General features: G+C 64.9%; 20 protein-coding genes. 9 read left to right on the top strand and 11 right to left on the bottom strand.

Annotation, left to right across the window (positions count from 1 at the left end):
• Positions 1–35: 35 nt before the first annotated feature.
• The 4 genes from G6N36_RS29030 to G6N36_RS29045 form a co-directional block, all read right to left on the bottom strand.
• Positions 36–662 carry a TetR family transcriptional regulator gene (locus tag G6N36_RS29030; protein WP_163690228.1) on the bottom strand — a complete coding sequence of 209 codons (627 nt, stop codon included), beginning with the start codon at positions 660–662 and terminating at the stop codon, positions 36–38.
• 86 nt (positions 663–748) lie between these two features.
• The gene (gene fdhD, locus G6N36_RS29035; protein ID WP_163690229.1) at positions 749–1,573 is read right to left on the bottom strand and encodes a formate dehydrogenase accessory sulfurtransferase FdhD; all 825 of its coding nucleotides are present in this window, start codon (positions 1,571–1,573) and stop codon (positions 749–751) included.
• A complete protein-coding gene (locus G6N36_RS29040) occupies positions 1,573–3,936 on the bottom strand; it encodes an FdhF/YdeP family oxidoreductase (RefSeq protein WP_163690230.1) in 2,364 nt (787 codons plus the stop codon). Before G6N36_RS29040 ends, fdhD begins: the two co-directional genes overlap by 1 nt.
• 81 nt (positions 3,937–4,017) lie before the next feature.
• Entirely contained in the window at positions 4,018–5,424 is a 1,407-nt protein-coding gene (locus G6N36_RS29045) for an HNH endonuclease signature motif containing protein (RefSeq protein WP_163690231.1), read from the bottom strand.
• Between the two features lie 211 nt (positions 5,425–5,635).
• Here G6N36_RS29045 and G6N36_RS29050 point away from each other — a divergent pair, with 211 nt between their 5' ends.
• Positions 5,636–7,810: a glutamine synthetase III family protein gene (locus G6N36_RS29050; protein WP_163690232.1), complete on the top strand. Its 2,175-nt coding sequence runs from the start codon at positions 5,636–5,638 to the stop codon at positions 7,808–7,810.
• Positions 7,811–7,926: 116 nt separating this feature from the next.
• Here the strand turns inward: G6N36_RS29050 and G6N36_RS29055 are convergent, their stop codons facing one another.
• The 3 genes from G6N36_RS29055 to G6N36_RS29065 all read right to left on the bottom strand — a co-directional run bounded on the left by G6N36_RS29055 (position 7,927) and on the right by G6N36_RS29065 (position 9,739).
• Entirely contained in the window at positions 7,927–8,196 is a 270-nt protein-coding gene (locus tag G6N36_RS29055; RefSeq protein WP_083125148.1) for a metal-sensitive transcriptional regulator, read from the bottom strand.
• A gap of 74 nt (positions 8,197–8,270) precedes the next feature.
• Complete coding sequence (locus G6N36_RS29060) at positions 8,271–9,146, bottom strand: sulfite exporter TauE/SafE family protein (protein WP_163690233.1); 876 nt, start codon at positions 9,144–9,146, stop codon at positions 8,271–8,273.
• A gap of 5 nt (positions 9,147–9,151) precedes the next feature.
• On the bottom strand, positions 9,152–9,739 hold the full coding sequence (locus tag G6N36_RS29065) for a rhodanese-like domain-containing protein (RefSeq protein WP_163690234.1): 588 nt from the start codon (positions 9,737–9,739) through the stop codon (positions 9,152–9,154).
• Positions 9,740–9,945: 206 nt separating this feature from the next.
• Between G6N36_RS29065 and G6N36_RS29070 the strand changes: the two genes are divergently transcribed.
• From G6N36_RS29070 to G6N36_RS29105, 8 genes are all read left to right on the top strand, one after another.
• On the top strand, positions 9,946–11,325 hold the full coding sequence (locus tag G6N36_RS29070) for an MBL fold metallo-hydrolase (protein WP_163690235.1): 1,380 nt from the start codon (positions 9,946–9,948) through the stop codon (positions 11,323–11,325).
• A gap of 21 nt (positions 11,326–11,346) precedes the next feature.
• Positions 11,347–12,549, top strand: a complete 1,203-nt coding sequence (locus G6N36_RS29075; protein WP_163690236.1) for an NAD(P)/FAD-dependent oxidoreductase — start codon at positions 11,347–11,349, stop codon at positions 12,547–12,549.
• Positions 12,550–12,597: 48 nt separating this feature from the next.
• The gene (trxA, locus tag G6N36_RS29080; protein ID WP_163690237.1) at positions 12,598–12,960 is read left to right on the top strand and encodes a thioredoxin; all 363 of its coding nucleotides are present in this window, start codon (positions 12,598–12,600) and stop codon (positions 12,958–12,960) included.
• Between the two features lie 26 nt (positions 12,961–12,986).
• Positions 12,987–13,166, top strand: a complete 180-nt coding sequence (locus G6N36_RS30045) for a DUF8730 family Cys-rich protein (protein ID WP_163690238.1) — start codon at positions 12,987–12,989, stop codon at positions 13,164–13,166.
• A 46-nt stretch (positions 13,167–13,212) separates the two neighbouring features.
• Positions 13,213–13,902, top strand: a complete 690-nt coding sequence (locus G6N36_RS29090) for a peroxiredoxin (RefSeq protein WP_163690974.1) — start codon at positions 13,213–13,215, stop codon at positions 13,900–13,902.
• Positions 13,903–13,965: 63 nt separating this feature from the next.
• Positions 13,966–14,379 (top strand): DUF302 domain-containing protein, encoded by a 414-nt coding sequence (locus G6N36_RS29095; protein WP_163690239.1) that lies wholly within the window; start codon positions 13,966–13,968, stop codon positions 14,377–14,379.
• 36 nt (positions 14,380–14,415) lie between these two features.
• Entirely contained in the window at positions 14,416–15,189 is a 774-nt protein-coding gene (locus G6N36_RS29100; RefSeq protein WP_163690240.1) for a sulfite exporter TauE/SafE family protein, read from the top strand.
• A gap of 20 nt (positions 15,190–15,209) precedes the next feature.
• Entirely contained in the window at positions 15,210–16,556 is a 1,347-nt protein-coding gene (locus G6N36_RS29105) for an MBL fold metallo-hydrolase (protein WP_163690241.1), read from the top strand.
• Between the two features lie 13 nt (positions 16,557–16,569).
• Here the strand turns inward: G6N36_RS29105 and G6N36_RS29110 are convergent, their stop codons facing one another.
• From G6N36_RS29110 to G6N36_RS29125, 4 genes are read right to left on the bottom strand one after another with little or no spacing between them, the layout of a single operon-like run.
• On the bottom strand, positions 16,570–17,955 hold the full coding sequence (locus G6N36_RS29110) for an aspartate aminotransferase family protein (protein WP_163690242.1): 1,386 nt from the start codon (positions 17,953–17,955) through the stop codon (positions 16,570–16,572).
• Between the two features lie 11 nt (positions 17,956–17,966).
• Positions 17,967–19,478, bottom strand: a complete 1,512-nt coding sequence (locus G6N36_RS29115) for a CoA-acylating methylmalonate-semialdehyde dehydrogenase (RefSeq protein WP_163690243.1) — start codon at positions 19,476–19,478, stop codon at positions 17,967–17,969.
• Positions 19,479–19,487: 9 nt separating this feature from the next.
• Positions 19,488–20,378: a sugar phosphate isomerase/epimerase family protein gene (locus G6N36_RS29120; protein WP_163690244.1), complete on the bottom strand. Its 891-nt coding sequence runs from the start codon at positions 20,376–20,378 to the stop codon at positions 19,488–19,490.
• Position 20,379: 1 nt separating this feature from the next.
• Positions 20,380–21,399: a Gfo/Idh/MocA family protein gene (locus G6N36_RS29125; protein ID WP_163690245.1), complete on the bottom strand. Its 1,020-nt coding sequence runs from the start codon at positions 21,397–21,399 to the stop codon at positions 20,380–20,382.
• Positions 21,400–21,404 lie beyond the last annotated feature (5 nt).

The raw sequence follows: 21,404 nt of genomic DNA on the forward strand, positions 1-21,404 counted from the left end.
CTCCCATGAGAACCACCGAAAGACCGAGGTTCTCGCTATCGCCGACGCCGTGTGGTCCGCGCCGGACTGTTTAGTCCATGGGTGACCAGCTGGAGAGCCCGATGGGTGAGTGTGTGTAGTGACTCGTTCTGATCGTATTTGAGCCACCACTCATAGGCATACTCGGCCGCGGCGACGGTAGCGCGGACGAGTACGCCGGCCCGGATGTCCGACCCGGCAGCGGTGTTGTCGAGGCGGAGGGCAACTGCGTCGATGAGCTCGTCGCAGTCCTCGCGGCTCAGTAGGGAGGCTCGCCGCAACTCTGCGGGTGCCGACGCCATTGACCGGCGCCACAGTTCGAGTGTCTCGTCGTCGTCCAGGAACTGCGAGGTGCGGGCGAGGATGGCCGCGGCGATGGAGTCCGCGACGTCCTCGTCGGCGGGGCGGGAACGGAAGTTGGCGACGATTTGCTCGCGTCCCCGCTGGGTGGCGCCGAGCAAGAGGTGCTCCTTACTCGGTACGTGCCGGAAGAATGTACTCGGCGAAATGCCCACCTCTTCGGCGATCGCTTCGGTGCTGACGTTGTCGAAACCCTTTGCGGCGAATAGTCGCAGCGCAGCATGCTGAATGTCGGCGCGTAGCGCAACGCGTTGCCGCTCGCGCAGCGGAATCGAGTCGGGCATGGGACCAACAGTCTTCAGAACATGACAGTAGCTGTCAAGTTCGAAGTCACTTTCGGCCAAAGGCTTTCGCGGCCGTGAGGGCGCGCCTAATGCGTCACGCGGTCGGGTCTGGTGTAGACGTTCATCGAGTCACCGCGCAGGAACGCGACGAGCGTCAGACCGGACTGGCTGGCGAGGTCGACGGCCAGCGACGACGGCGCGGACACCGCGGCGAGCACCGGGATGCCGGCCATCACGGCTTTCTGGGTGAGTTCGAAGGAGGCGCGCCCGCTGACCAGGAGGACGGTGGCGCTCAGGGGTATCCGGTCATTCTCCAGTGCCCAACCGATGACCTTGTCGACGGCGTTGTGGCGGCCGATGTCTTCGCGCACCGCCAATGTGGTGCCGTCGACGTCGAACAGCGCCGCACCGTGTAGTCCGCCGGTGCTGGCGAACACCTTCTGTTCGTCGCGCAAGCGGTCGGGAAGGCCGGAAAGTGTTTCGGCGGTAACCGTGGTCGGGTCGTCGCCGGGGCCGTGTTTGCTGATTGTTTGGACCGCCTCCAGTGAGGCTTTTCCGCACACGCCGCACGACGAGGTCGCGTAGAAGTTCCGGGTCATATCAACGTCAGGCGGCGGGACCTCCTGCGCCAGTGCCACGTCGAGCACGTTGTACGTGTTGACTTGATCGGGTCCTGCTCCCTTGCAGTAGCGCACCGTCAACACATCCTCACGGCGCGCGATGATACCTTCGGTGAGCAGGAAGCCTTGGGCGAGTTCGACATCCGATCCAGGGGTCCGCATCGTGACCGTCAGCGGTTTGCCATCGATCCGGATCTCGAGCGGCTCCTCGACCACCAGGGTGTCGGGCCGCGCGACGCTGTCGCCGGCGGTGACGTGCTGGACGCGGCGGCGCGCTGTCACGCGGCCCACTAGCTGACCACCCGATCTTCGGCGCGGACGCCGGCGGAGCGCTCCAGCCGGATCACCACGGCCTTGGACACCGGTGTATTCGACTTCTCGGCAACGTGATCGAGCGGAACCAAGGCGTTGGTCTCCGGATAGTAGGCGGCGGCATTACCCACTGGGGTCTCGTACGCCACCACCATGAAGTCCTTGGCGCGGCGTTCCTGGAGTTCGCCGTCGCCCCCGGGGAATTCCGACACGAGGTCGACCCGGTCACCTTCGCGGAGTCCGAACCGATCGATGTCCGCCTTGTTGACGAACACGACTCGGCGGCCGCCCTTCACGCCTCGGTAGCGATCGTCAAGGCCGTAGATCGTGGTGTTGTACTGGTCGTGGCTGCGCAGAGTCTGCAGAATCAGCCTGCCTTCGGGAACCGGCACCCACTGCAGCGGATTCACGGCGAAGTTGGCTTTGCCTGTGCTCGTGGGGAATATGCGTGAATCACGAGGCCCGTGCGGCAACTGGAAGCCATCGGGTGCGCGCACCTTGTGGTTGTAGTCCTCACATCCGGGCACCACGGCGGCGATCGCGCCGCGGATGGTGTCGTAGTCGTCGTTGAACACTTCCCACGGCACGGGGTGGTCGGGTCCGAGCAGTGTCCGCGCCAGTTGGCAGATGATCGCGACCTCGCTGCGGACGTGATCGGACGGCGGGTTCAGGCTGCCGCGCGACAGGTGCACCATCGACATCGAATCCTCGACGGACACTTGCTGTTTGACGCCGCTTTGGATGTCGCGGTCGGTGCGGCCGAGTGACGGCAGGATCAACGCCGAGCGGCCGTGCACCACGTGGCTGCGGTTGAGCTTCGTCGAAACCTGGACGGTAAGTGAGCAGTTGCGCAGTGCGGCCTCGGTGACGGCGGTGTCGGGAGTCGCCGTCGCGAAGTTACCGCCCATCCCCATGAAGACTTTCGCGTGCCCGTCGCGCATAGCGCGGATCGCATCGACGGTGTCGACGCCGTGCTTGCGCGGGCTGACGATACCGAAGTGCTTGTCGAGCGCGACCAGAAAATTCTCGGGCATCTTCTCCCAAATGCCCATCGTTCGGTCGCCCTGCACGTTGGAATGTCCACGCACGGGGCACAATCCGGCGCCGGGCTTACCGATCATGCCGCGCATCAGCAGCACGTTGGTGATCTCCGAAATCATCGGAACAGCGTGCTTGTGCTGGGTCAGTCCCATGGCCCAACACGCGATGATGCGTTCGGAGTCGATCATCATTTGCGCGACCTTCTCGAGTTGGGCGCGCTCGATCCCGGTCGCCTCCAGCACGGTGTCGAGGTCGACGGCCCGCGTCTGGGCTTCGTACGCGGCAAAGTTCGCGCAGTGCTGCTCGATGAAACCGCGGTCGATGATCTGAGCGCGCGGACCGGCCTCGTCCTGGGCCTCCAGTAGCAGGCGGCCCAGCCCCGCAAAAAGCGCCATGTCCCCGCCGAGGCGGATCTGCACGAACTCGTCGGCGATGGGCACGCCGTGGCCCACGACGCCGTGCACCTTCTGCGGGTCCTTGAATCGGATCAGCCCGGCCTCTGGTAGCGGATTGATCGCAATGATTTTCGCGCCGTTGGCTTTCGCCTTTTCCAGCACCGACAGCATGCGGGGATGGTTGGTGCCGGGATTCTGACCCGCGATCACGATCAAGTCAGCGTTGGCGACGTCTTCGACGGTGACCGAGCCCTTGCCCACGCCGATGGCTTCGACCAATGCCGCGCCCGACGATTCGTGACACATGTTGGAGCAGTCGGGCAGGTTGTTCGTGCCGAAGCTGCGGACCATCAGCTGGTAGAGAAACGCCGCCTCGTTGCTGGTGCGCCCAGAGGTATAGAAGACGGCTTCGTCCGGGTGATCGAGGTCGCGCAACTCGTCAGCGATCAGGCGGTAGGCCTCGTCCCATTCGATGGCGCGGTAGTGGTCGTCCCCGGGGCGCAGCACCATCGGGTGGGTGAGTCGGCCCTGCTGCGAGAGCCAGTACTCCGGTCGACCGTCGAGGTCGGAGATTGAGTGCCGCGCGAAGAAGTCCGGGGTGACGACGCGCTTGGTCGCCTCTTCGGCGACGGCCTTCGCACCGTTCTCGCAGAACTCGGCGAACTTGCGGCCACCATGCTCCTCGGGCCATGCGCAGCCGGGGCAGTCGAAGCCGTGGCGTTGGTTGAGTCGGACCAGTGACGCGCCTGTGCGCCAAACTCCCATCGACTTGAGGCCGCGTTGCAGTGACACCATGACGGCCTTGACTCCGGCGGCCTCCCGCTCGGGGCCGGTTGCGACGACCGCATGCTCGTGGTAACTCGCATCGAAGTCGCGGGTGACGTCGCGTCGTCTGCCTAACCGCATAAATCCAGCCTAGGTCGTGGTGTCTTCGCTCCTGGCTACCCATGCAACCTCGGGTGTATGCGGTGCCTCGTCCACAGTGGCCTAGGGTCCGCGCTCGGGGTTTCCGTCCGGCTCGTGTGGTGGGCGGAGGAGGCGTTCGGGGCGGTGGTAGTGGTTCACCCGCGCTTGGCCGGTGTCGAGGTCGGGTGGTGGGTGCCATTCGGCGTCGCCGCGCTCGTTGATGGTGGTGGTCCAGCCGGCGTTGTTGTCGACGAGGCGATTGTCAGGGCCGCAGGCCAGGGCGAGGTCGTCGATGTTGGTCTGGCCGTCATCGGCCCAGTCGCAGGCCGCGTGGTGGACTTGGCTGCCGTAGGCGGGAACGGTGCAGCCGGGTTTGGTGCAGCCCCCGTCGCGGGCGATGAGCATGATCCGCTGCGCCGGGGACGCGGTGCGGCGGGCACGAAACAAGTCCAGTGCTGACCCGGTGGCGTTATCGAACACCGCCAGGTAATGGTTCGCATGCGCAGCGATCCGGATGACGTCGGTGATCGGGATGATCGTGCCGCCGCCGGTGACACCGATTCCGGCGCGGCTTTCGAGGTCTTGCAGGGTGGTGCGGATGATGATCGAGGTCGGCAACCCGTTGTGCTGGCCAAGCACACCGGACTCCAGGGCGTGGCGCCCGACCGCGATCAGCGCGTCGTGCTGGCGCTGGGCCAGGCTGCGCTGATCGGTGTCGATCTGTTCCTGGGACGGGGTGCCTGAGATGCAGGGGTTCTCGTCGTCAGGATTGCACATCCCCGGTGCGGCCCACTTGGCGAAGATGGGTTCCAGGACCGCCCATGCTTCGGGGGTCAGGTCGCCTTTGATGGCGACCATCCCGTCGCGGCCCTGCGGACCGGCGGTCAGGCCGCGCTTGCGCTGGCGTTCGGTGTCATCGGGTTCCGGGCCGTCCTGATCCAAGAGGAACAGCATCATGTCGGCGGCTTTCTTCAGCTCGGTGGGCCCGACCCCGGCGGCGATGCGCACCAGGTCGGTTTCGATCTGCTCGCGGGTCGGTGCGTCGACCCAGCCGGGCAGGCGGCCCATGGCGTCGCGGATCTTGTCGATATGTTCACCGTTGATCAACCCGCGCGCTTGGGCGGCGGCGGTGGCGGCCAGCACCGGCGCCAGCGGTTGGCCGGTCAGCGCACGCCGTGGGCCCAACTCGGCAGCTTCGGCCAGGCGGCGGTGGGCGTCGGTCGCCGAGATCCGCCACCGGATCGTCAGGACGTCTTTCCAGTTTTTGGCGCCCAGCTCCTTGGGGGTGGTTTCGGCTTGGAGCCGGGCCAACCCCCGATGCCACTGCGCGGGCAGCTGACAGGTCAACTGCTCCAACCCATCCAGCACGTCGAGCAGTTCACGGTCGGTCAGCATGTCCAGATCGCACGCGGCCAGCGAGTCGTGCGCGGACCGCAGCGCGGCCATCGCCACCTGAACCCGAGTCGCCAACATGAGTCGAACATACATTCGACCACCGACAAGTCCGACCGCGCTGTGACAACTGAAACCAAAGTGACGCAACGGGTTTGAGTGAATTTGCGCGCCGAATCGTCCGAAACGGCCCGAGCAAACAAATTCTGTCGTTGACGGCGGCGTAACAGTCCCGGAACGCGACGTTCCTACTGTGGGCCGGTCACGGTCCGCAGAGGGTGCGGGCAAGAGCGATAGGAAGTTTTCAGTGAGCGGAAATGCAGTGCGTCTGCAGGCGATCAACAACGTCGAGGCGTACGTGCCTCCAGCCATCAGCTTTGTACCGGGTGAGGAGCCTGGCTCGATCTTCGGCTCCAACGTCTTCACCATGGCCGAGATGCGGCTGCGGTTGCCCAAGTCGGTGTACAAATCCGTGGTCGCCACCATCGAGAAGGGCGCGAAGCTGGATCCGGCGGTCGCGGACTCGGTCGCGTCCGCGATGAAGGACTGGGCACTGTCCAAGGGCGCCACCCACTACGCCCACGTCTTCTATCCGATGACCGGGCTCACCGCCGAGAAACACGACAGTTTCCTCGAGCCCGTTTCCGACGGCCAGACACTTGCAGAGTTCGCGGGTAAGACGCTGATCCAGGGCGAGCCGGATGCTTCCAGCTTTCCATCCGGCGGCCTGCGCAGCACGTTCGAGGCCCGCGGCTATACGGGTTGGGACGTCACGAGCCCGGCCTACATCCTGGAGAACCCGAACGGCAACACGCTTTGTATCCCAACGGTTTTCGTGTCGATGACCGGCGAGGCGCTGGACTACAAGACTCCGCTGCTGCGCAGCCAGCAGGCGATGGGCACCCACGCCGAGCGGATCCTGAAGCTGTTCGGCCACGACAATGTGGCGAAGATAGTCGCGTTCTGCGGGCCGGAGCAGGAGTACTTCCTGGTCGACAGGCACTTCTTCTTGGCTCGACCCGACCTCGTCAACGCGGGCCGCACGCTGTTCGGTGCGAAGCCGCCGAAGGGTCAGGAGTTCGACGACCACTACTTCGGTGCGGTGCCGGAGCGGGTGCTCGGCTTCATGATGGACACCGAGCGTGAACTGTTCAAGCTCGGTATCCCCGCCAAGACCCGCCACAACGAGGTTGCGCCAGGACAATTCGAGATCGCCCCGATGTTCGAGCGCGGCAACGTCGCCTCGGACCACCAACAGCTGTTGATGACCGTCTTCAAGACGATCGCCAAGAAGCACGGCATGGAGTGCCTGTTCCACGAGAAGCCGTTCGCCGGCGTCAACGGGTCGGGTAAGCACGTGAACTTCTCGCTGGGCAACGCCGACTTGGGCTCGCTGCTCGTGCCCGGCGATACCCCCCACGAGAACGCACAGTTCCTGGTCTTCTGCGCCGCGGTGATCCGCGCTGTCCACAAATACGCTGGCCTGCTTCGGGTGTCGGTGGCGTCGGCCACCAACGACCACCGTCTCGGTGCCAACGAGGCACCACCGGCCATCATCTCGATCTTCCTGGGCGATCAGCTGGCCGACGTGTTCGAGCAGATCGCCAAGGGTGCGGCGACGTCGTCAAAGGGCAAGGGCAGCATGATCATCGGCTGTGACACGCTGCCGGTGTTGCCGACCGACGCGGGTGACCGAAACCGCACCAGTCCGTTTGCCTTCACCGGCAATCGATTCGAGTTCCGCGCGCCGGGATCGGGTCAGACGGTGGCGGTGCCGATGATGATGCTGAACACGATCATGGCTGAGTCGCTCGACTACATGGCGACCATCCTGGAGAAGGCCGTAGCGGAGGGCGAGGACTTCGACGAGGCAGTCCAGAAGCTGCTGACCGACATCATCACCGAGCACGGTGCCGTGGTGTTCAACGGTGACGGCTATTCCGAGAACTGGCAGATCGAGGCCGCCGAACGGGGACTGCCGAACCTGAAGACCACCCTGGACGCACTGCCAGAGCTGATCAAGCCGGAGTCCATCGAGCTGTTCGAGAAGTACTCCGTGTTCAACGAGCGCGAGCTACACAGCCGCTACGAGGTCCGCCTCGAGATGTACGCACTGACCATCGGTGTGGAGGCCAAACTCGCGCTGGAACTGGGGTCGACGGTGATTCTGCCTGCGGCCGTGCGTTACCAAACCGAGCTGGCGCAGAACGTCGCTGCGCTCAAGGCGGCAGGTGTCGAGCCGGACTTGACCCTGCTTCAGGACGTCAGCACTCCGATCTCGGAGCTGACGGCGGCGCTGGCAGCGTTGAAAGCGGGACTGGCCGAGCATGGGGGAGACTCCGCCGCCGAGGAAGCCGCTCATGCGCAGAGCCTCTTGCCGAAGATGGACGCGGTTCGCGCCGCTGCCGACACGCTCGAAGGCGTTGTAGCCGACGATCTCTGGCCGTTGCCGACGTATCAGGAGATGCTCTACATCCTGTGAGGCACGAAGCCGCACTGGCGGCGACATGAGACCCGCCGAGTGTGGGGGTTCAGTCCGAGCCACTCGGCCACTGGTAACCGCAACCCCCACACTCGGCGACCACCCTGAATGGCGCGTCAGGCCAGTGCCAGGAAGAGCTTCTCGAGTTCTGCCTCGCTCATGGGCGGATCGCCATCGGCGGTAGACCCGGTGACGCATTCACGCAGGCCGGTGGCAACGATTTTGAACCCTGCACGGTCGAGGGCCTTGGACACCGCGGCCAGCTGCGTGACCACGTCTTTGCATTCGCGGCCGTCCTCGATCATCGCGATTACCCCGGCCAGTTGCCCTTGGGCGCGCCGGAGCCTGTTAAGCACTGCGGCGATGCTGTCTTGATCACCCACCATTGAAGTGCCCTTTCATTCGCGTGAATCGGTTCATTCCATCGTACCCTCCGGGGTATACCCCAGCTGGTCGCGCGTCAGCCTGTCGCCAGCCCTATCCGGCTCCGGCCGACGAGTCGGCGCAGTGGACAGAAATCCTGTCGGGCGCATGCGAGGTACAGCGCACCGGCGACGGCCGTACATGCCGCGGCGCCGATACCCACAGCGGGGTGGATCTCTTGGGCCAGGATGACCGAGGACATCGCCAAGACGAACCAGCCGAATACCTTGCGTAACGCATCGGGATTGACCATTGCCGTCAGTCGTGCGCCGATCAGCGCACCGACCACTGCTGCGGCGGTGACCATTAGCGCCACCGTCCAGTCGATCTGGACGCTCGACAGATATCCGCCCAGTCCTGCGAAGGACTTCATCGCGATCACAACCAACGAGGTGCCCACGGCGATGGGCATCGGCAAGCCTCCGAGGAGCGCCAGGGCCGGGACGACAAGAAATCCGCCGCCTGCGCCGACGAGCCCTGTCACCAACCCGACGCCGAGGCCTTCCGCAACGACCTTGACGACTGGAATGCGACGCGGGCCATCGGATTCCGCGATATTCTTCCGTCCGCGAAGCATGGCGACGGCGGTGGCGATCATCATCACCGCGAACCCGATGAGTAGCACTGAGCCCGGAATGAACCGGGCCAGGACGCCGCCCAGGTAGGCGCCGGCCATCCCCGCGGCCCCGAATATCAGGCCCGTTCGCCATTGGACGCGGCCGGCGCGCGCGTGCGAGACGGCGCCGACCGCACTGGTGACGCCGACCACCAACAACGACGTTGCGATGGCCTGTTTGGCGTCCATGCCCGCGACGTAGGCGAGCAGCGGGACGGTCAGGATCGAGCCGCCACCGCCGAGCAGACCCAGTGCGATCCCGACGAAGACCGCGAGCGAAACCGTCAAGGCGATCATGTCGACTACCCGACCTTCCGGTCGGGTGACCCGACGAGCTGCGCCACGACGGTCTGGGCGTCACAGGTGGCTCCGCGGTTGTAGGGCAGCTTCGACAGCAGCATGCCCATAGCGCAGGTGTTGGACAGCGCCGCGAAGGCGAGCCCGCCGCCGACGCCGGCTGCCAGCCACTTGAGCTTCGGCGCGGCAATGCTGCCGAGGACGCTTGTCAGCACGACAGAGCCGGCGACAAGGCGCACCTGGCGCTCGAGGTCCCAGCGCTGCGCGCCGCGGTTGACCGCGAAACCCTTTGCTTCCCAGGCGGTGATGCCGCCGTCGAGGATGTGGACGTTGTCGAGGCCGGCTGTGCGCAGGGTCTCTTCGGCCTGTGCGGCGCGTTGACCGGAGCGACATACCAGCACTACATCTTCGTCGAGGTGCCTGATGATCTCGTCGCGGTGTTCGCGCAGCAGGTCCAGCGGAACGTTGTAGGCGCCTGCGATGTGCGCGGTCTCGAACTCGCCCGGGGTTCGGACATCGAGAACTCGCGGCGGCGCAGCCGAAGTGAGGCGCTCGCTGAGGTCCTGCGAATCGATGGTGGTGGGAGCGGTCATGGTGTTCAGCGTCCTTCCGGCTAGCCGGCGGTGACCAAAGCCTCTAGGGCCCTTGATACCGCCAGGGGTATATTTACCATCATGTTAGACATACCCCCATGGGTATTGTCAAGCAAGGAATAAGATACCCCCTAGGGTACTTGACATACCCATAGGGGTATATGCCAGGATGGCTCTACCCGCAACGGAACGAAAGGACTCGCGCCATGAAATTCGTCCAGTACTACCTGGATTGTCTGTCCCACGCCTCATATCTGGTGGCCGACGAAACAACAGGCCGCGCAGTCGTCGTCGACCCGCAACGCGACATCGCCGAGTACTTGGCCGACGCCAAGGAACTGGGTGTCACGATCGAACTCGTCATCGAGACCCACTTCCACGCCGACTTCCTGTCCGGCCACCTCGAGTTGGCCAAGGCGGCAGGCGCGAAGATCGTGTTCTCCTCGGTCGCCGAAACCGAGTTCGAGTCAATGGGGGTCGCCGACGGTGAACGCTATTCGCTCGGTGACGTCACACTGGAGTTCCGGCACACCCCTGGCCACACGCCGGAGTCGTTGTCGATCGTGGTCTACGAGCACGCCGACGACCAGATCCCGTACGGCGTCCTCACCGGCGACGCCCTCTTCATCGGCGACGTCGGCCGACCGGACCTGCTGGCCTCGATCGGCTTCACCCGCGAGGAACTGGCGGACAAGCTCTACGACTCGCTGCACAACAAGTTGATGACGCTGCCTGACGCCACCCGGGTGTATCCCGCACACGGCGCGGGCTCGGCGTGCGGCAAGAATCTCTCGACCGACCTGTGGTCGACGATGGGCGATCAGAAGGCGACGAATTACGCTCTGCGGGCTCCCGACAAGGCAACCTTCATGAACCTCGTCACCGAGGGTCAGCCGCCCGCGCCGGGCTACTTCGTCTATGACGCGATCCTCAACCGCAAGGACCGCGAACTGCTCGATGAAACCAAGATGCCGGCGGCGATGACATATGAGCAGGTCCGCAACGCGATCGACGACGGCGCCGTCCTGGTTGACGGGCGGACCCCCGAAGAGTTCGCCCTAGGCCACTTACGTGGCGCGATCAACATCGGACTCGAAGGCCGTTACGCGGAATTCGCCGGATCGGTTCTGCCGTCCGATGTCGACATCGTTCTGTTCACCGAACCAGGCCAGGAGCTCGAAGGCAAGAACCGGCTCGCCCGGATCGGGTTCGACCGGGTAATCGGCTACCTGGCCGACCCGTTCGAGGTGATGTTCTCCCACCAGGACGACGTCCAGGTGGCCTCTCGGCTGACCGCGAAGGCGTTCGACGAGCGGGCATCCGAGCTCACCGATCTGCAGATCGTCGACGTCCGCAACCCGGGCGAGGTCGAGGCAGGCGCGATCCCGAGCGCGATCCCGATCCCGGTGGGCCAGTTGCCTGCTCGGCTGGGCGAGCTCGACGCCACCAAGCCGACCGTCGTGTATTGCGCAGGCGGCTACCGGTCCTCGGTCGCGGCGAGCCTGCTGCGGCACAACGGCTTCACTGACGTCAGCGACATCCTGGGCGGGTTCGGCGCCTGGGACGAATCCCACCAGAACGCCTGAGCAACCAAGGAGACGAGCATCATGAACACCACCGCCAAGCACCAGATCCTGATCGTCGGCGGCGGGACAGCGGGCATCACCGTCGCGGCCCGCTTGTTGCGCAAGGGTTACCGCGACGTCGCGGTGATCGAGCCGTCGAGCACGCACTACTACCAGCCGCTGTGGACCCTGGTGGGCGGCGGGCAGGCGAAGGCCTCGACCACCGAGCGTGCCGAATCCTCGGTCATGCCGAAGGGCGCGACATGGATCAAGAAGGCCACCAACGCCTTTGATCCAGAGAACAACACGGTCACGTGTGCGGACGGAGCCACCTACGGCTACGACGTGCTCGTGGTCTGTCCCGGCATTCAGCTCGACTGGAAGGCCACCGAAGGACTGGACGAGGCCCTGGGCCGCGACGGCGTGTCGTCGAACTACAGGTTCGACCTCGCGCCGCGCACCTGGGACTTCATCCGCACCCTGAGGTCGGGCACCGCAGTTTTCACGGTTCCCTCCGGGGCGATCAAGTGCGCGGGCGCCCCGCAGAAGATCGCGTACCTGGCTGCTGACTACTGGCGAAAACAAGGCGTGCTCAAGGACATCGACGTCCACCTGGTCATGCCGGGACCGCGGCCCTTCGGCATCCCCGCGATCGCCGACAGCCTCGATGCGGTCATCGCCGACTACGGGATCCATCTGCACAGCAGCTCCGAGCTGACCTCCGTCGACGCATCTTCGCACAAGGTCGGCATCACCAGCGTCGGCTCCGGCGGCACCGACACGATGCTGCCCTACGACGTGTTGCACGCCGTCCCGCGGCAGTCAGCGCCGGACTGGATCAAAACCAGCCCGCTGTCGACGGGGGACGCGGCCGGCTACGTGGAGATCGACAAGCACACCATGCAGCACGCGCGCTACGCCAACGTGTTCAGCCTCGGTGACGCAGGCTCGTCGCCGAACTCGAAGACGGGCGCCGCAATTCGTAAGCAGGCACCAGTCGTCGTCGACAACGTCGATTCGTTCCTGAAGAACCAGCCGCTGCGGGCGTCGTACGACGGTTACTCGTCGTGCCCGATCGTCACCTCGTCGCACGCGATGCTGCTCGCCGAGTTCGACTACGACCTGAACCTCGAACCCTCGTTCCCGGTGCTCGACCCGACGAAGCCGCACCGGGCGTACTGGTACCTCAAGAAGTACGGGCTCCCGTACATGTACTGGAACCTGATGCTCAAGGGACTTGCCTAGCAAATTCGACTGTGCCGCCACCAAAGACCAATAGGAAGGAACACTGCAATGACAATCAAGAACCTATCCGGAGCCGACTTCGAATCCACGATCACCGACAACCCGATCGTGTTGGTCGACTTCTGGGCATCGTGGTGCGGACCGTGCCGATCCTTCGCCCCGGTCTTCGACCGCTCGGCGCAGTCGCATCCCGACGTCGTGCACGCCAAGGTCGACACCGAAGCGGAGGGGCACCTGGCCGCGGCGTTGGAGATCCAGTCGATCCCGACCGTCATGGCCTTCCGTGACGGCGTGCTCGTCTACCGCCAGCCGGGCGCCCTGCCCGCGGCCGCGCTCGAGGACCTGATCACCCGGGTCAAGGCGCTCGACATGGCCGAGGTCCGCGCCAAGATCGCCGCGGCGAAGCCCTGATCGCATTTACAAGGAGGGACGAAGAAATGTGCTACCCCGAGAAGTGCCCCCGCTGCGGAAAGACGGGCTGGGCCGGCTGCGGTCAACACGTCGACGAGGTGATGCGCTCGGTGCCCCCGGCCCAACGATGCACCTGCGACGGCGATTCCGCGTTCAAGCCCGGATCTACCATCACCGACTCGCCATTTCGCCGCCGACCAAGATAGAGGAACCCACGTGACCACCATCGAAACCCCCGCTGCCGTGACCACCATGCCGCGCATCGGTGATCCGGCCCCGGCCTTCACCGCCCATACCACCCAGGGCGAAATCAACTTCCCCGCCGACTACGCCGGCAAGTGGGTCATCTTGTTCTCCCACCCAGCCGACTTCACCCCGGTCTGCACCAGCGAGTTCATGACGTTCGCCACCATGCAGGAGCAGTTCGCCGCCTACCACACCGAACTCGTCGGCCTGTCCGTCGACGGGTTGTACAGCCACATCGCCTGGCTGCGGACCATCAAGGACAAGATCTCCTACCGCGACATGAAGGACGTCGAGGTCACCTTCCCGCTGATCGAGGACGTCTCGATGGAGGTCGCGCGCAAGTACGGGATGATCATGCCGGGCGAGGATTCGACCAAGGCCGTGCGCGCGGTGTTCGTCATCGACCCCACTGGCACTGTCCGCGCCGTCATCTACTACCCACTGAGCCTGGGCCGCAACTTCGACGAGTTGTTGCGCGTCATCCAGGCGCTGCAGACAGCCGACCACTTCTCGGTCGCGACACCGGCCGACTGGCGCCCGGGCGACCGGGTCATCGTGCCGCCCGCCGGCTCTTGCGGAACTGCCCAAGAGCGCATGGACGGGCACGTGGACGGCGTTGAGTGTGAGGATTGGTTCTTCTGCACCAAGGAGATCTCCGCGCAGGAGGTCGAGTCCGCCATCCGGGGTAACCAATAGGCAGGCTGGACATCAAATACCCCCATGGGTAACCTGGGTCCAGGATGTGAAAGGAGGCAGAAAATGACGCTGGCCATATCGACCACGCTGCGGGCATCGTTCGAGGACGCGGTGGAGATGACCCGAAAGGCGCTTTCTGATCAGGGGTTTGGAGTTCTCACCGAGATAGACGTCAAGGCCACGTTGAAAGAAAAGCTGGGCGAAGACATGGAGAACTATCTGATTCTCGGGGCGTGCAACCCGCCACTGGCACACCGTGCGGTCAACGTCGATCGAAAGATCGGCTTGTTGTTGCCGTGCAACGTCGTGGTTCGCTCGGACCCCGCCGACGACGGCACCGTAATCGTCGACGCGATGGACCCCCAGATCATGGTTCAGGTAGCCGACGAGCCAGGCCTGCGAGAGGTCGCGGACGACGCCGCCGAAAAGCTGCATGCCGCGATCGACGCGCTGTCGCAAACCGCGCCCGCGAAATAATCGGGGCCCCGCGATGTGCGGGCGAAGGTCGACAAAGTGAGCATCGGGATCGCCCTCGCGCTCGGCGCCGTGATCGGTGTGTTGTTGGGCCTGCTCGGCGGTGGCGGATCCATCCTTGCGGTACCGGCATTGGTGTACGTACTGGGACTTGGTGTCGAACAGGCGATTCCGATGTCGCTGATCGTGATCGGCATCGCCTCCGCGGTCGGCGCGCTACCGAAGCTGCGAGCGCACCAGGTGCAATGGCGACTGGCAGGAATCTTCGCGGCTGCCGGTATCCCGGCCACGTTCATCGGAACCGCGATCGGCAAGCACCTGCCGCAGTCGGTCCTCCTGATCGGCTTCGCGTCGGTGATGGTCGTGGCCGGAATCCGTATGTTGCAGGAAGCGGGAGACACCGGAACAGCCTGCAGCGTAGGTGAATCCGGAATCAACTGGCGTCGTTGCGCCCCGCGGTCGATACCCGCCGGATTCGCCGTTGGCCTGTTGACGGGGCTGTTCGGTGTCGGGGGCGGCTTCCTGATCATCCCGGCGTTGGTGCTGATGCTCGGCGTGGAGATGCCGATCGCCGTCGGCACCTCACTCCTCATCATCGTCGCCAATTCCGCTGCCGGTGTGGTTTCGCATCTGGGCGGGGGCGGCATCGACTGGCCGATCACCGCCGCGTTCGTCGGCACCGCGATCGTCGGCTCGCTCGTCGCCGGTCACTACGGCACCAAGCTCGAAACAACCAGACTCCAGCGCTGGTTCGCCTACCTCGTTTTCGCTGTCGCGGCCTACGTGCTGCTGGACACCATCGTTCTTCGCTGAGACCTCTGGAAGGAGAGCCCATGAACATATCCATCATCGAAACCTCCGGTCTGGGCGACCGCAGCTATCTGGTCGACCACGGTGGCACCGCCGTCGTCATCGACCCCCAGCGGGACATCGACCGAGTACTGTCGCTTGCCCGGGACCGCGGGGTGACGATCACTCACGTGGTGGAGACCCATATCCACAATGACTACGTCACCGGCGGATTGGAGTTGGCGCACACTGTCGGGGCGGAGTACGTGGTCCCCGCCGGCGACGACGTGGCCTACGACCGGCGGGCGGTCCGCGACGGTGACGTCATCGACGCTGAGCCAATTCAGTTGCAGGTCATGCATACTCCGGGTCACACTCACCACCACGTCAGCTACGTGTTGCGCGACACCGCCGGGAACGTCCGTGGTGTGTTCACCGGCGGATCGATGCTGTATGGCACGACCGGTCGTACCGACCTGCTTGGCGCCGAACACACTGAAACGCTGACCCACGCGCAGTACCACTCGGTGCGGCGCCTCGCAGACGAGTTGCCAGCAGAAACAAAGGTGTTCCCGACCCATGGCTTCGGCAGCTTCTGTTCCGCCACACCGGCGAGTGGTGACGACTCCACCATCGCCGACGAGTTGGTCACCAACCCGGCGTTGACCCAAGACGAGCAAACCTACGTCACCGATTTGCTCGCGGGTCTCGCCGACTACCCCGCCTACTACGCGCACATGGGCGTCATCAACAAGGCCGGACCGGCGCCCGTGGACCTGTCGTTGCCCGACCCGGTCGACCCTGACGAACTGCGTGGACGCATCGAGGCAGGAGAGTGGGTTGTCGACCTACGCCACCGCACGGCTTTCGCTGCCGGTCATCTCGCCGGCACCCGTGGCTTCGAGCTGTCGGACTCCTTCGTCGCCTACCTGGGCTGGCTGTACGAATGGGGCGAACCGCTTACTTTGATCGGTGAGAACGTCGACCAGATTGCCGAGGCCAGAAGGGAACTCGTTCGTATTGGTATCGACGAGCTCGACGGTGCAGCGGTCGGGGAGATCGGCAGCCTAAGCGCCGGGGCCGAGCTGCGCTCCTACCGCGTCGCGGCCTTCGACGACCTCGCCGAGATCCTCGAATCCGGGGACGTCACGATTCTCGACGTCCGTCAGCAACCGGAATTCGAAAGCAGTCACATCCCGGGCGCGATGAACATCCCTCTGCACAAGCTCATCGAGCGGATGTCCGACCTGCCCGAAGGCGAGGTTTGGGTGCACTGCGCATCGGGCTACCGGTCCTCTATCGCGGCCTCCTTGATCGACCGGCCGGGGCGCACCGTCGTGCTCGTCGACGACGAGTACGAGAACGCCGAGAAGCTCGGACTCACCGCTTGATACCAGGACGTAGTCAGGTGGTGTGGCCGTCTGCGACAGCCAGTGCGGCGTCGAGCATGCGCAACCCGTCTGCGACCTCGGCGTCACCGACGTTGCACGGCGGCACCGCGTGAATTCGGTTGAAGTTCGCGAAGGGGAGTAGGCCGTTGGCCTTGCACGCCGCGAGCGTTTCGCCCATCGCGGGGCTCGACCCGCCGTACGGCGCCAGTGGTTCGCGCGTCTGCCGATTGGTGACGAGTTCGATCGCCCAGAACACACCGAGGCCGCGCACCTCGCCGACCGATGGGTGCCGGGCCGCCAATTCGCGCAGTCCAGGGCCGAGCACGTCGCTGCCGATGCGCGCGGCGTTGCCGACCATGCCCTCGTCCTCCATCGCGTTGATGGTCGCGACCGCGCAGGCCGTCGCCAGCGGATGACCTGAGTAGGTGAGGCCGCCCGGATATGGCCGGTCGGCGAACGTCTTGGCGATCGGCTCGTTGATCGCCACGCCACCGAGCGGCACGTAACCCGAGGTGACTCCCTTCGCGAACGTGATGAGATCGGGCACAACGTCGAAATGCTGGATGGCGAACCACTTTCCGGTGCGTCCGAACCCGGCCATCACCTCATCTGCGATGAAGACGATGCCGTATCGGTCGCAGATCTCGCGGACCCCCTTCAGGTAGCCGGGTGGCGGCACCATGATGCCCGCGGTGCCCGGCACCGATTCCAGGATCAGGGCCGCGAACGACAGCGGGTTCTCCATCTGGATCAGCCGCTCGAGGTGTTCGAGTGCTCGTTGCGTCTCCTGCTCCTCGTTGTCCGCATGGAACGAGGATCGGTACAGGAAGGGGCCGTTGAAGTGCACGACGCCGCTGGTCCCGTAGTCATTGGGCCAGCGGCGTGGGTCGCCGGTCAAGTTCACCGCGGTATCGGTGCCGCCGTGGTACGACCGGTAGCGGGCCAGCACCTTGTACCGGCCGGTGTGCAGCCGGGCCATGCGAACGGCATGTTCGACGGCGTCGGCTCCGCCGTTGGTGAAGAAGACCCGGTTCAGATCGCCGGGCGTCCGTTCCGCGATGAGCCGTGCCGCCTCCGAGCGGGCGGAGTTGACGTGCGCGGGCGCGACGGTGCACAGCTTTGCGGCCTGTTCGGCAATGGCGGCAACGACTTTCGGGTGCTGGTGACCGATGTTGGTGTTGACCATTTGTGACGAGAAGTCGAGCAGCTTGTTGCCGTCGCCGTCCCAGACGTAGGAGCCCTGTGCGGCGAGCACGGTCATCGGTTTCAGCGCGGCCTGCGCCGACCACGAGTGGAAGACATGGGCGCGGTCGAGTTCGTGTGCGCGCACGCCCTCGGCGATCGCTGTGGCGAGATCCTGCCCGTTGGGTAGCTGTTCCGAACTGCTGGTGCCTGTCATGGCAGCAAAGCCTACTGATTCTGCGGAAAGCCCAGCTCGATTCCGCCGTGGCTGGGGTCGAGCCAGCGGCTAGTGATCGCCTTCTGCCGGGTGAAGAACTGCACACCGTCCATCCCGTGCGCGTGACTGTCGCCGAAAAGCGACGCTTTCCAGCCGCCGAAGCTGTAGTACGCCATTGGCACCGGGATCGGCACATTGATGCCGACCATCCCGACCTGGACCTCATTCTGGAACCGACGTGCGGCCCCACCGTCGTTGGTGAAGATCGCCGTGCCGTTGCCGTACGGGTTGGTGTTCACCAGCTCCATTGCGTCGTCGTAGCTCTCGACGCGGATCACCGACAGCACCGGGCCGAAGATCTCGTCGGTGTAGACGCTCATCTCGGGTGTGACGTTGTCGATCAGGGTCGGGCCCAGCCAGAACCCGGCTGGATCCCGCTCGGTACCTACCTCGCTTCCGACATTGCGGCCGTCGACCACAATTTTCGCGCCGTCGGCCTCGCCGGCGTCGATGTAGGACGCCACCTTGTCGCGGTGGGCCTTGGTGACCAACGGGCCCATATCGGAATCCTTTGTGCCGTCACCGGTCTTGATACCTGCCGCGCGCTCGGCGATCTTGGCGACGAGGTCGTCGGCGATCGGCCCGACGGCCACACACGCGGAGATCGCCATACAGCGTTCGCCTGCCGAACCGAAGCCGGCGTTGACCATCGCGTCGGCCGCCAGGTCCAGATCGGCGTCCGGCAGGACGACGGCATGGTTCTTCGCGCCGCCGAGGGCCTGCACACGCTTGTCGTGTGCGGTGCCGGTGGCGTAGACGTACTTCGCGATCGGCGTGGAGCCCACGAACGACACCGACTTGACCTTCGGACTGGTCAGTAGCTCGTCGACCGCTGTCTTGTCGCCCTGCAGCACGTTGAACACACCCGGCGGCAGACCGGCTTCGGCCCACAGTTCGGCAATCCACAGCGACGCGCTCGGGTCCTTTTCCGACGGCTTGAGCACCACGGTGTTACCCGTCGCAATCGCGATGGGGAAGAACCACATCGGCACCATAGCGGGAAAGTTGAACGGGCTGATCACACCCACGACACCCAGCGGCTGGCGGATGGAGAAGACGTCGACCTTGGTCGACGCGTTCTCGGTGAAACCGCCCTTGAGTAGATGCGGTATGCCGCAGGCGAACTCGACGACCTCCTGGCCCCGGCTGACCTCGCCGAGCGCGTCGGAGACGACCTTGCCGTGCTCGCTGGTGATGATCTCGGCCAGTTCCTGCTTGCGCGCGTTGAGCAACTCGCGGAAGTTGAACAGGATCTGCGTTCGTTTGGCCAGCGACGCATCTCGCCACCCGGGGAATGCCTCGGCTGCGGCGTCGATCACCGTGCGGGCGTCCTCGATGGTGGCCAGAGCCACCTCGCCGGTGACGGCTCCGGTGGCCGGGTTGGTCACCGGGGCGGTGGCGGTGCTTGCGCCTGCGAAGGCCTCGTTGTTCAACCAGTGGCTGATGGTCTTGCGCTGTGTCATTTCTGCGAACTATCTTTCCGTGAATTTGGCGACGTATTCGGTCATGGTCTTGAGTTGGGAGCGCGAGACTTCGTGGGCGGCCTCGTCCTCGGCGAATACCGACGACACCATCACGGTGTCCGGCCGGTCGTAGAAGCCGATTTCGGCCAGACTGCCGAAGAACTCGTCCCAGTCGATGTCGCCGTCGCCGATTTTCAGGTGCTGGTGCACCCGCACCGGATTGCCCGGTGGATTCGTGATGTAGCGCAGGCCGTGGCTGCGGTGGTGGTCCATCGTGTCGGCGACGTGCACCAGTCGCAAGCGGTCACCGGCGGCACGCATGATCTCGGCCGCGCTGGAACCCATCGTGCCCTGCATGTGAAAAGCGTGGCACGCTACGAAGACAAAACCGATGTTCGGCGAGTTGACGCCACGGATGATCCGGAGCGCTTCCATGCCGTCCTCGACGAAATCGTCTGGGTGCGGGTCGATACGGACGTCGATGCCTTCGCGTTCGAAGATTGGCACGAGTTCTTCCATCGACCGGAAGAACGCCCGCTCGGATTCCTCGGGCTTCTCGGGACGGCCGGAGAACTCGGTGTTGATCACGTTGACCCCGAGGTCGACGGTGATCTGCACGACGCGCTTCCAATTGCGCACCGCAGCCTCGCGGGCGTCCTCGTCGGGCCCCGACCACCGCAGCACCGGCAGCACCGAGGCGATTCCGACGCGCGCGGCCGCACAGGCCTTGCGAAACTTTGCGACCAGATCGTCGTCGGCGCGCGGATGATTGAAAAACGGGATGAAATCCCGGTGCGGCGTGAGCTGCAGGTGCTCATAGCCCAACTCCGCGACCAGTTTCGGGAAATCGAGCAGTTCGTAGTCGTGGTGGAACGGCGTCGGGTCGAGCGCGATTTTCATGTCAGGCTCCCGGAATCGACGCGCGGTCGACCATCTTGACCTCGACGGGCAGTCCGCTGTCGAGCGACTCGACGCCGGCCTCGCACACCGCGGCGGCGGCATAGCCGTCCCAAGCGTCGGGCCCGTCGACGTTGACTCCGGAATGCACGGCGTCGACCCAGCGCTGGAACTCGGTGTCGTAGGCCTGTCCGAACCGCTCCCGGAACCCGGGAGTGATCTGGCCGCCCCAATGGCCTGGTGCACTCTTGCGCACCAGCCCGACATCGAGTCCGATCATGGCACTGCCCTTTTCGGCCACCACCTCGGTGCGCACCTCGTAGGCCACCCCGGTCGTGACGAACAGTTCGACGTCCACGTGCTTGCCGGACGTGGTGCGCATGATCGCGATCTGCGGATCGGCAAGCCCCTGTGGCGCAGCGGGGTTGGCCGCGGGCTTGACGATCTGGATGGACGCGATCTCCTCGTCGAATAGGAAGCGCGTGACGTCGACCTCGTGGACAAGGGAGTCACGCACCACCATGGCGCTATCGAACGTCGGGGGTACAGCCGGGTTGCGGTGCGCGCAATGCAGTACCAGGGCGCGGCCGAGCTCGCCGCCGTCCAGCAGTGCCTTCAGCCGGGCGTACTCGTGGTCGAAGCGGCGCATGAAACCCACCTGGATCAACCGCTTGCCGAGCTCGGCCTCGCGCTTGACGACGGCCAGCGATGTTTCGATGTCCGTGGTCAGCGGCTTTTCGCACAGCACGGGTTTGCCGTGCTCCAGGCAGGCCAGCAGTTGTTTCTCGTGCGTCGGACCCGGCGTGGCGAGGACGACCGCATCGACGTCCGGGTCGGCGATCGCGTCGAGCGGGTCGACGATGGCACGGCACCCTGGGATGCCCGCCGCGATCTGTTCGGCCTTCTCGGTGATGTAGTCGTTGACCACCGAGACGCGGGCCCCTGAAATCCTGCTGCTGAGGCGGGCGACGTGATCGGCGCCCATCACGCCGACCCCGAGGACGGCTACACGCAAGTCTGACAACGGTT

The organism is Mycolicibacterium gadium, assembly GCF_010728925.1.
GTDB lineage: Bacteria > Actinomycetota > Actinomycetes > Mycobacteriales > Mycobacteriaceae > Mycobacterium > Mycobacterium gadium.

Excerpts from the sequence above, each read along its gene's own strand:
- G6N36_RS29040 (WP_163690230.1), bottom strand. The coding sequence starts at position 3,936 with ATGCGGTTAGGCAGACGACGCGACGTCACCCGCGACTTCGATGCGAGT.
- G6N36_RS29110 (WP_163690242.1), bottom strand. The coding sequence starts at position 17,955 with ATGACAGGCACCAGCAGTTCGGAACAGCTACCCAACGGGCAGGATCTC.
- trxA (WP_163690237.1), top strand. The coding sequence starts at position 12,598 with ATGACAATCAAGAACCTATCCGGAGCCGACTTCGAATCCACGATCACC.
- G6N36_RS29075 (WP_163690236.1), top strand. The coding sequence starts at position 11,347 with ATGAACACCACCGCCAAGCACCAGATCCTGATCGTCGGCGGCGGGACA.
- G6N36_RS29095 (WP_163690239.1), top strand. The coding sequence starts at position 13,966 with ATGACGCTGGCCATATCGACCACGCTGCGGGCATCGTTCGAGGACGCG.
- G6N36_RS29045 (WP_163690231.1), bottom strand. The coding sequence starts at position 5,424 with ATGTATGTTCGACTCATGTTGGCGACTCGGGTTCAGGTGGCGATGGCC.
- G6N36_RS29030 (WP_163690228.1), bottom strand. The coding sequence starts at position 662 with ATGCCCGACTCGATTCCGCTGCGCGAGCGGCAACGCGTTGCGCTACGC.
- G6N36_RS29065 (WP_163690234.1), bottom strand. The coding sequence starts at position 9,739 with ATGACCGCTCCCACCACCATCGATTCGCAGGACCTCAGCGAGCGCCTC.
- G6N36_RS29060 (WP_163690233.1), bottom strand. The coding sequence starts at position 9,146 with ATGATCGCCTTGACGGTTTCGCTCGCGGTCTTCGTCGGGATCGCACTG.
- G6N36_RS29055 (WP_083125148.1), bottom strand. The coding sequence starts at position 8,196 with ATGGTGGGTGATCAAGACAGCATCGCCGCAGTGCTTAACAGGCTCCGG.
- G6N36_RS29115 (WP_163690243.1), bottom strand. The coding sequence starts at position 19,478 with ATGACACAGCGCAAGACCATCAGCCACTGGTTGAACAACGAGGCCTTC.
- G6N36_RS29120 (WP_163690244.1), bottom strand. The coding sequence starts at position 20,378 with ATGAAAATCGCGCTCGACCCGACGCCGTTCCACCACGACTACGAACTG.
- G6N36_RS29070 (WP_163690235.1), top strand. The coding sequence starts at position 9,946 with ATGAAATTCGTCCAGTACTACCTGGATTGTCTGTCCCACGCCTCATAT.
- G6N36_RS29090 (WP_163690974.1), top strand. The coding sequence starts at position 13,213 with ATGCCGCGCATCGGTGATCCGGCCCCGGCCTTCACCGCCCATACCACC.
- G6N36_RS30045 (WP_163690238.1), top strand. The coding sequence starts at position 12,987 with ATGTGCTACCCCGAGAAGTGCCCCCGCTGCGGAAAGACGGGCTGGGCC.
- G6N36_RS29105 (WP_163690241.1), top strand. The coding sequence starts at position 15,210 with ATGAACATATCCATCATCGAAACCTCCGGTCTGGGCGACCGCAGCTAT.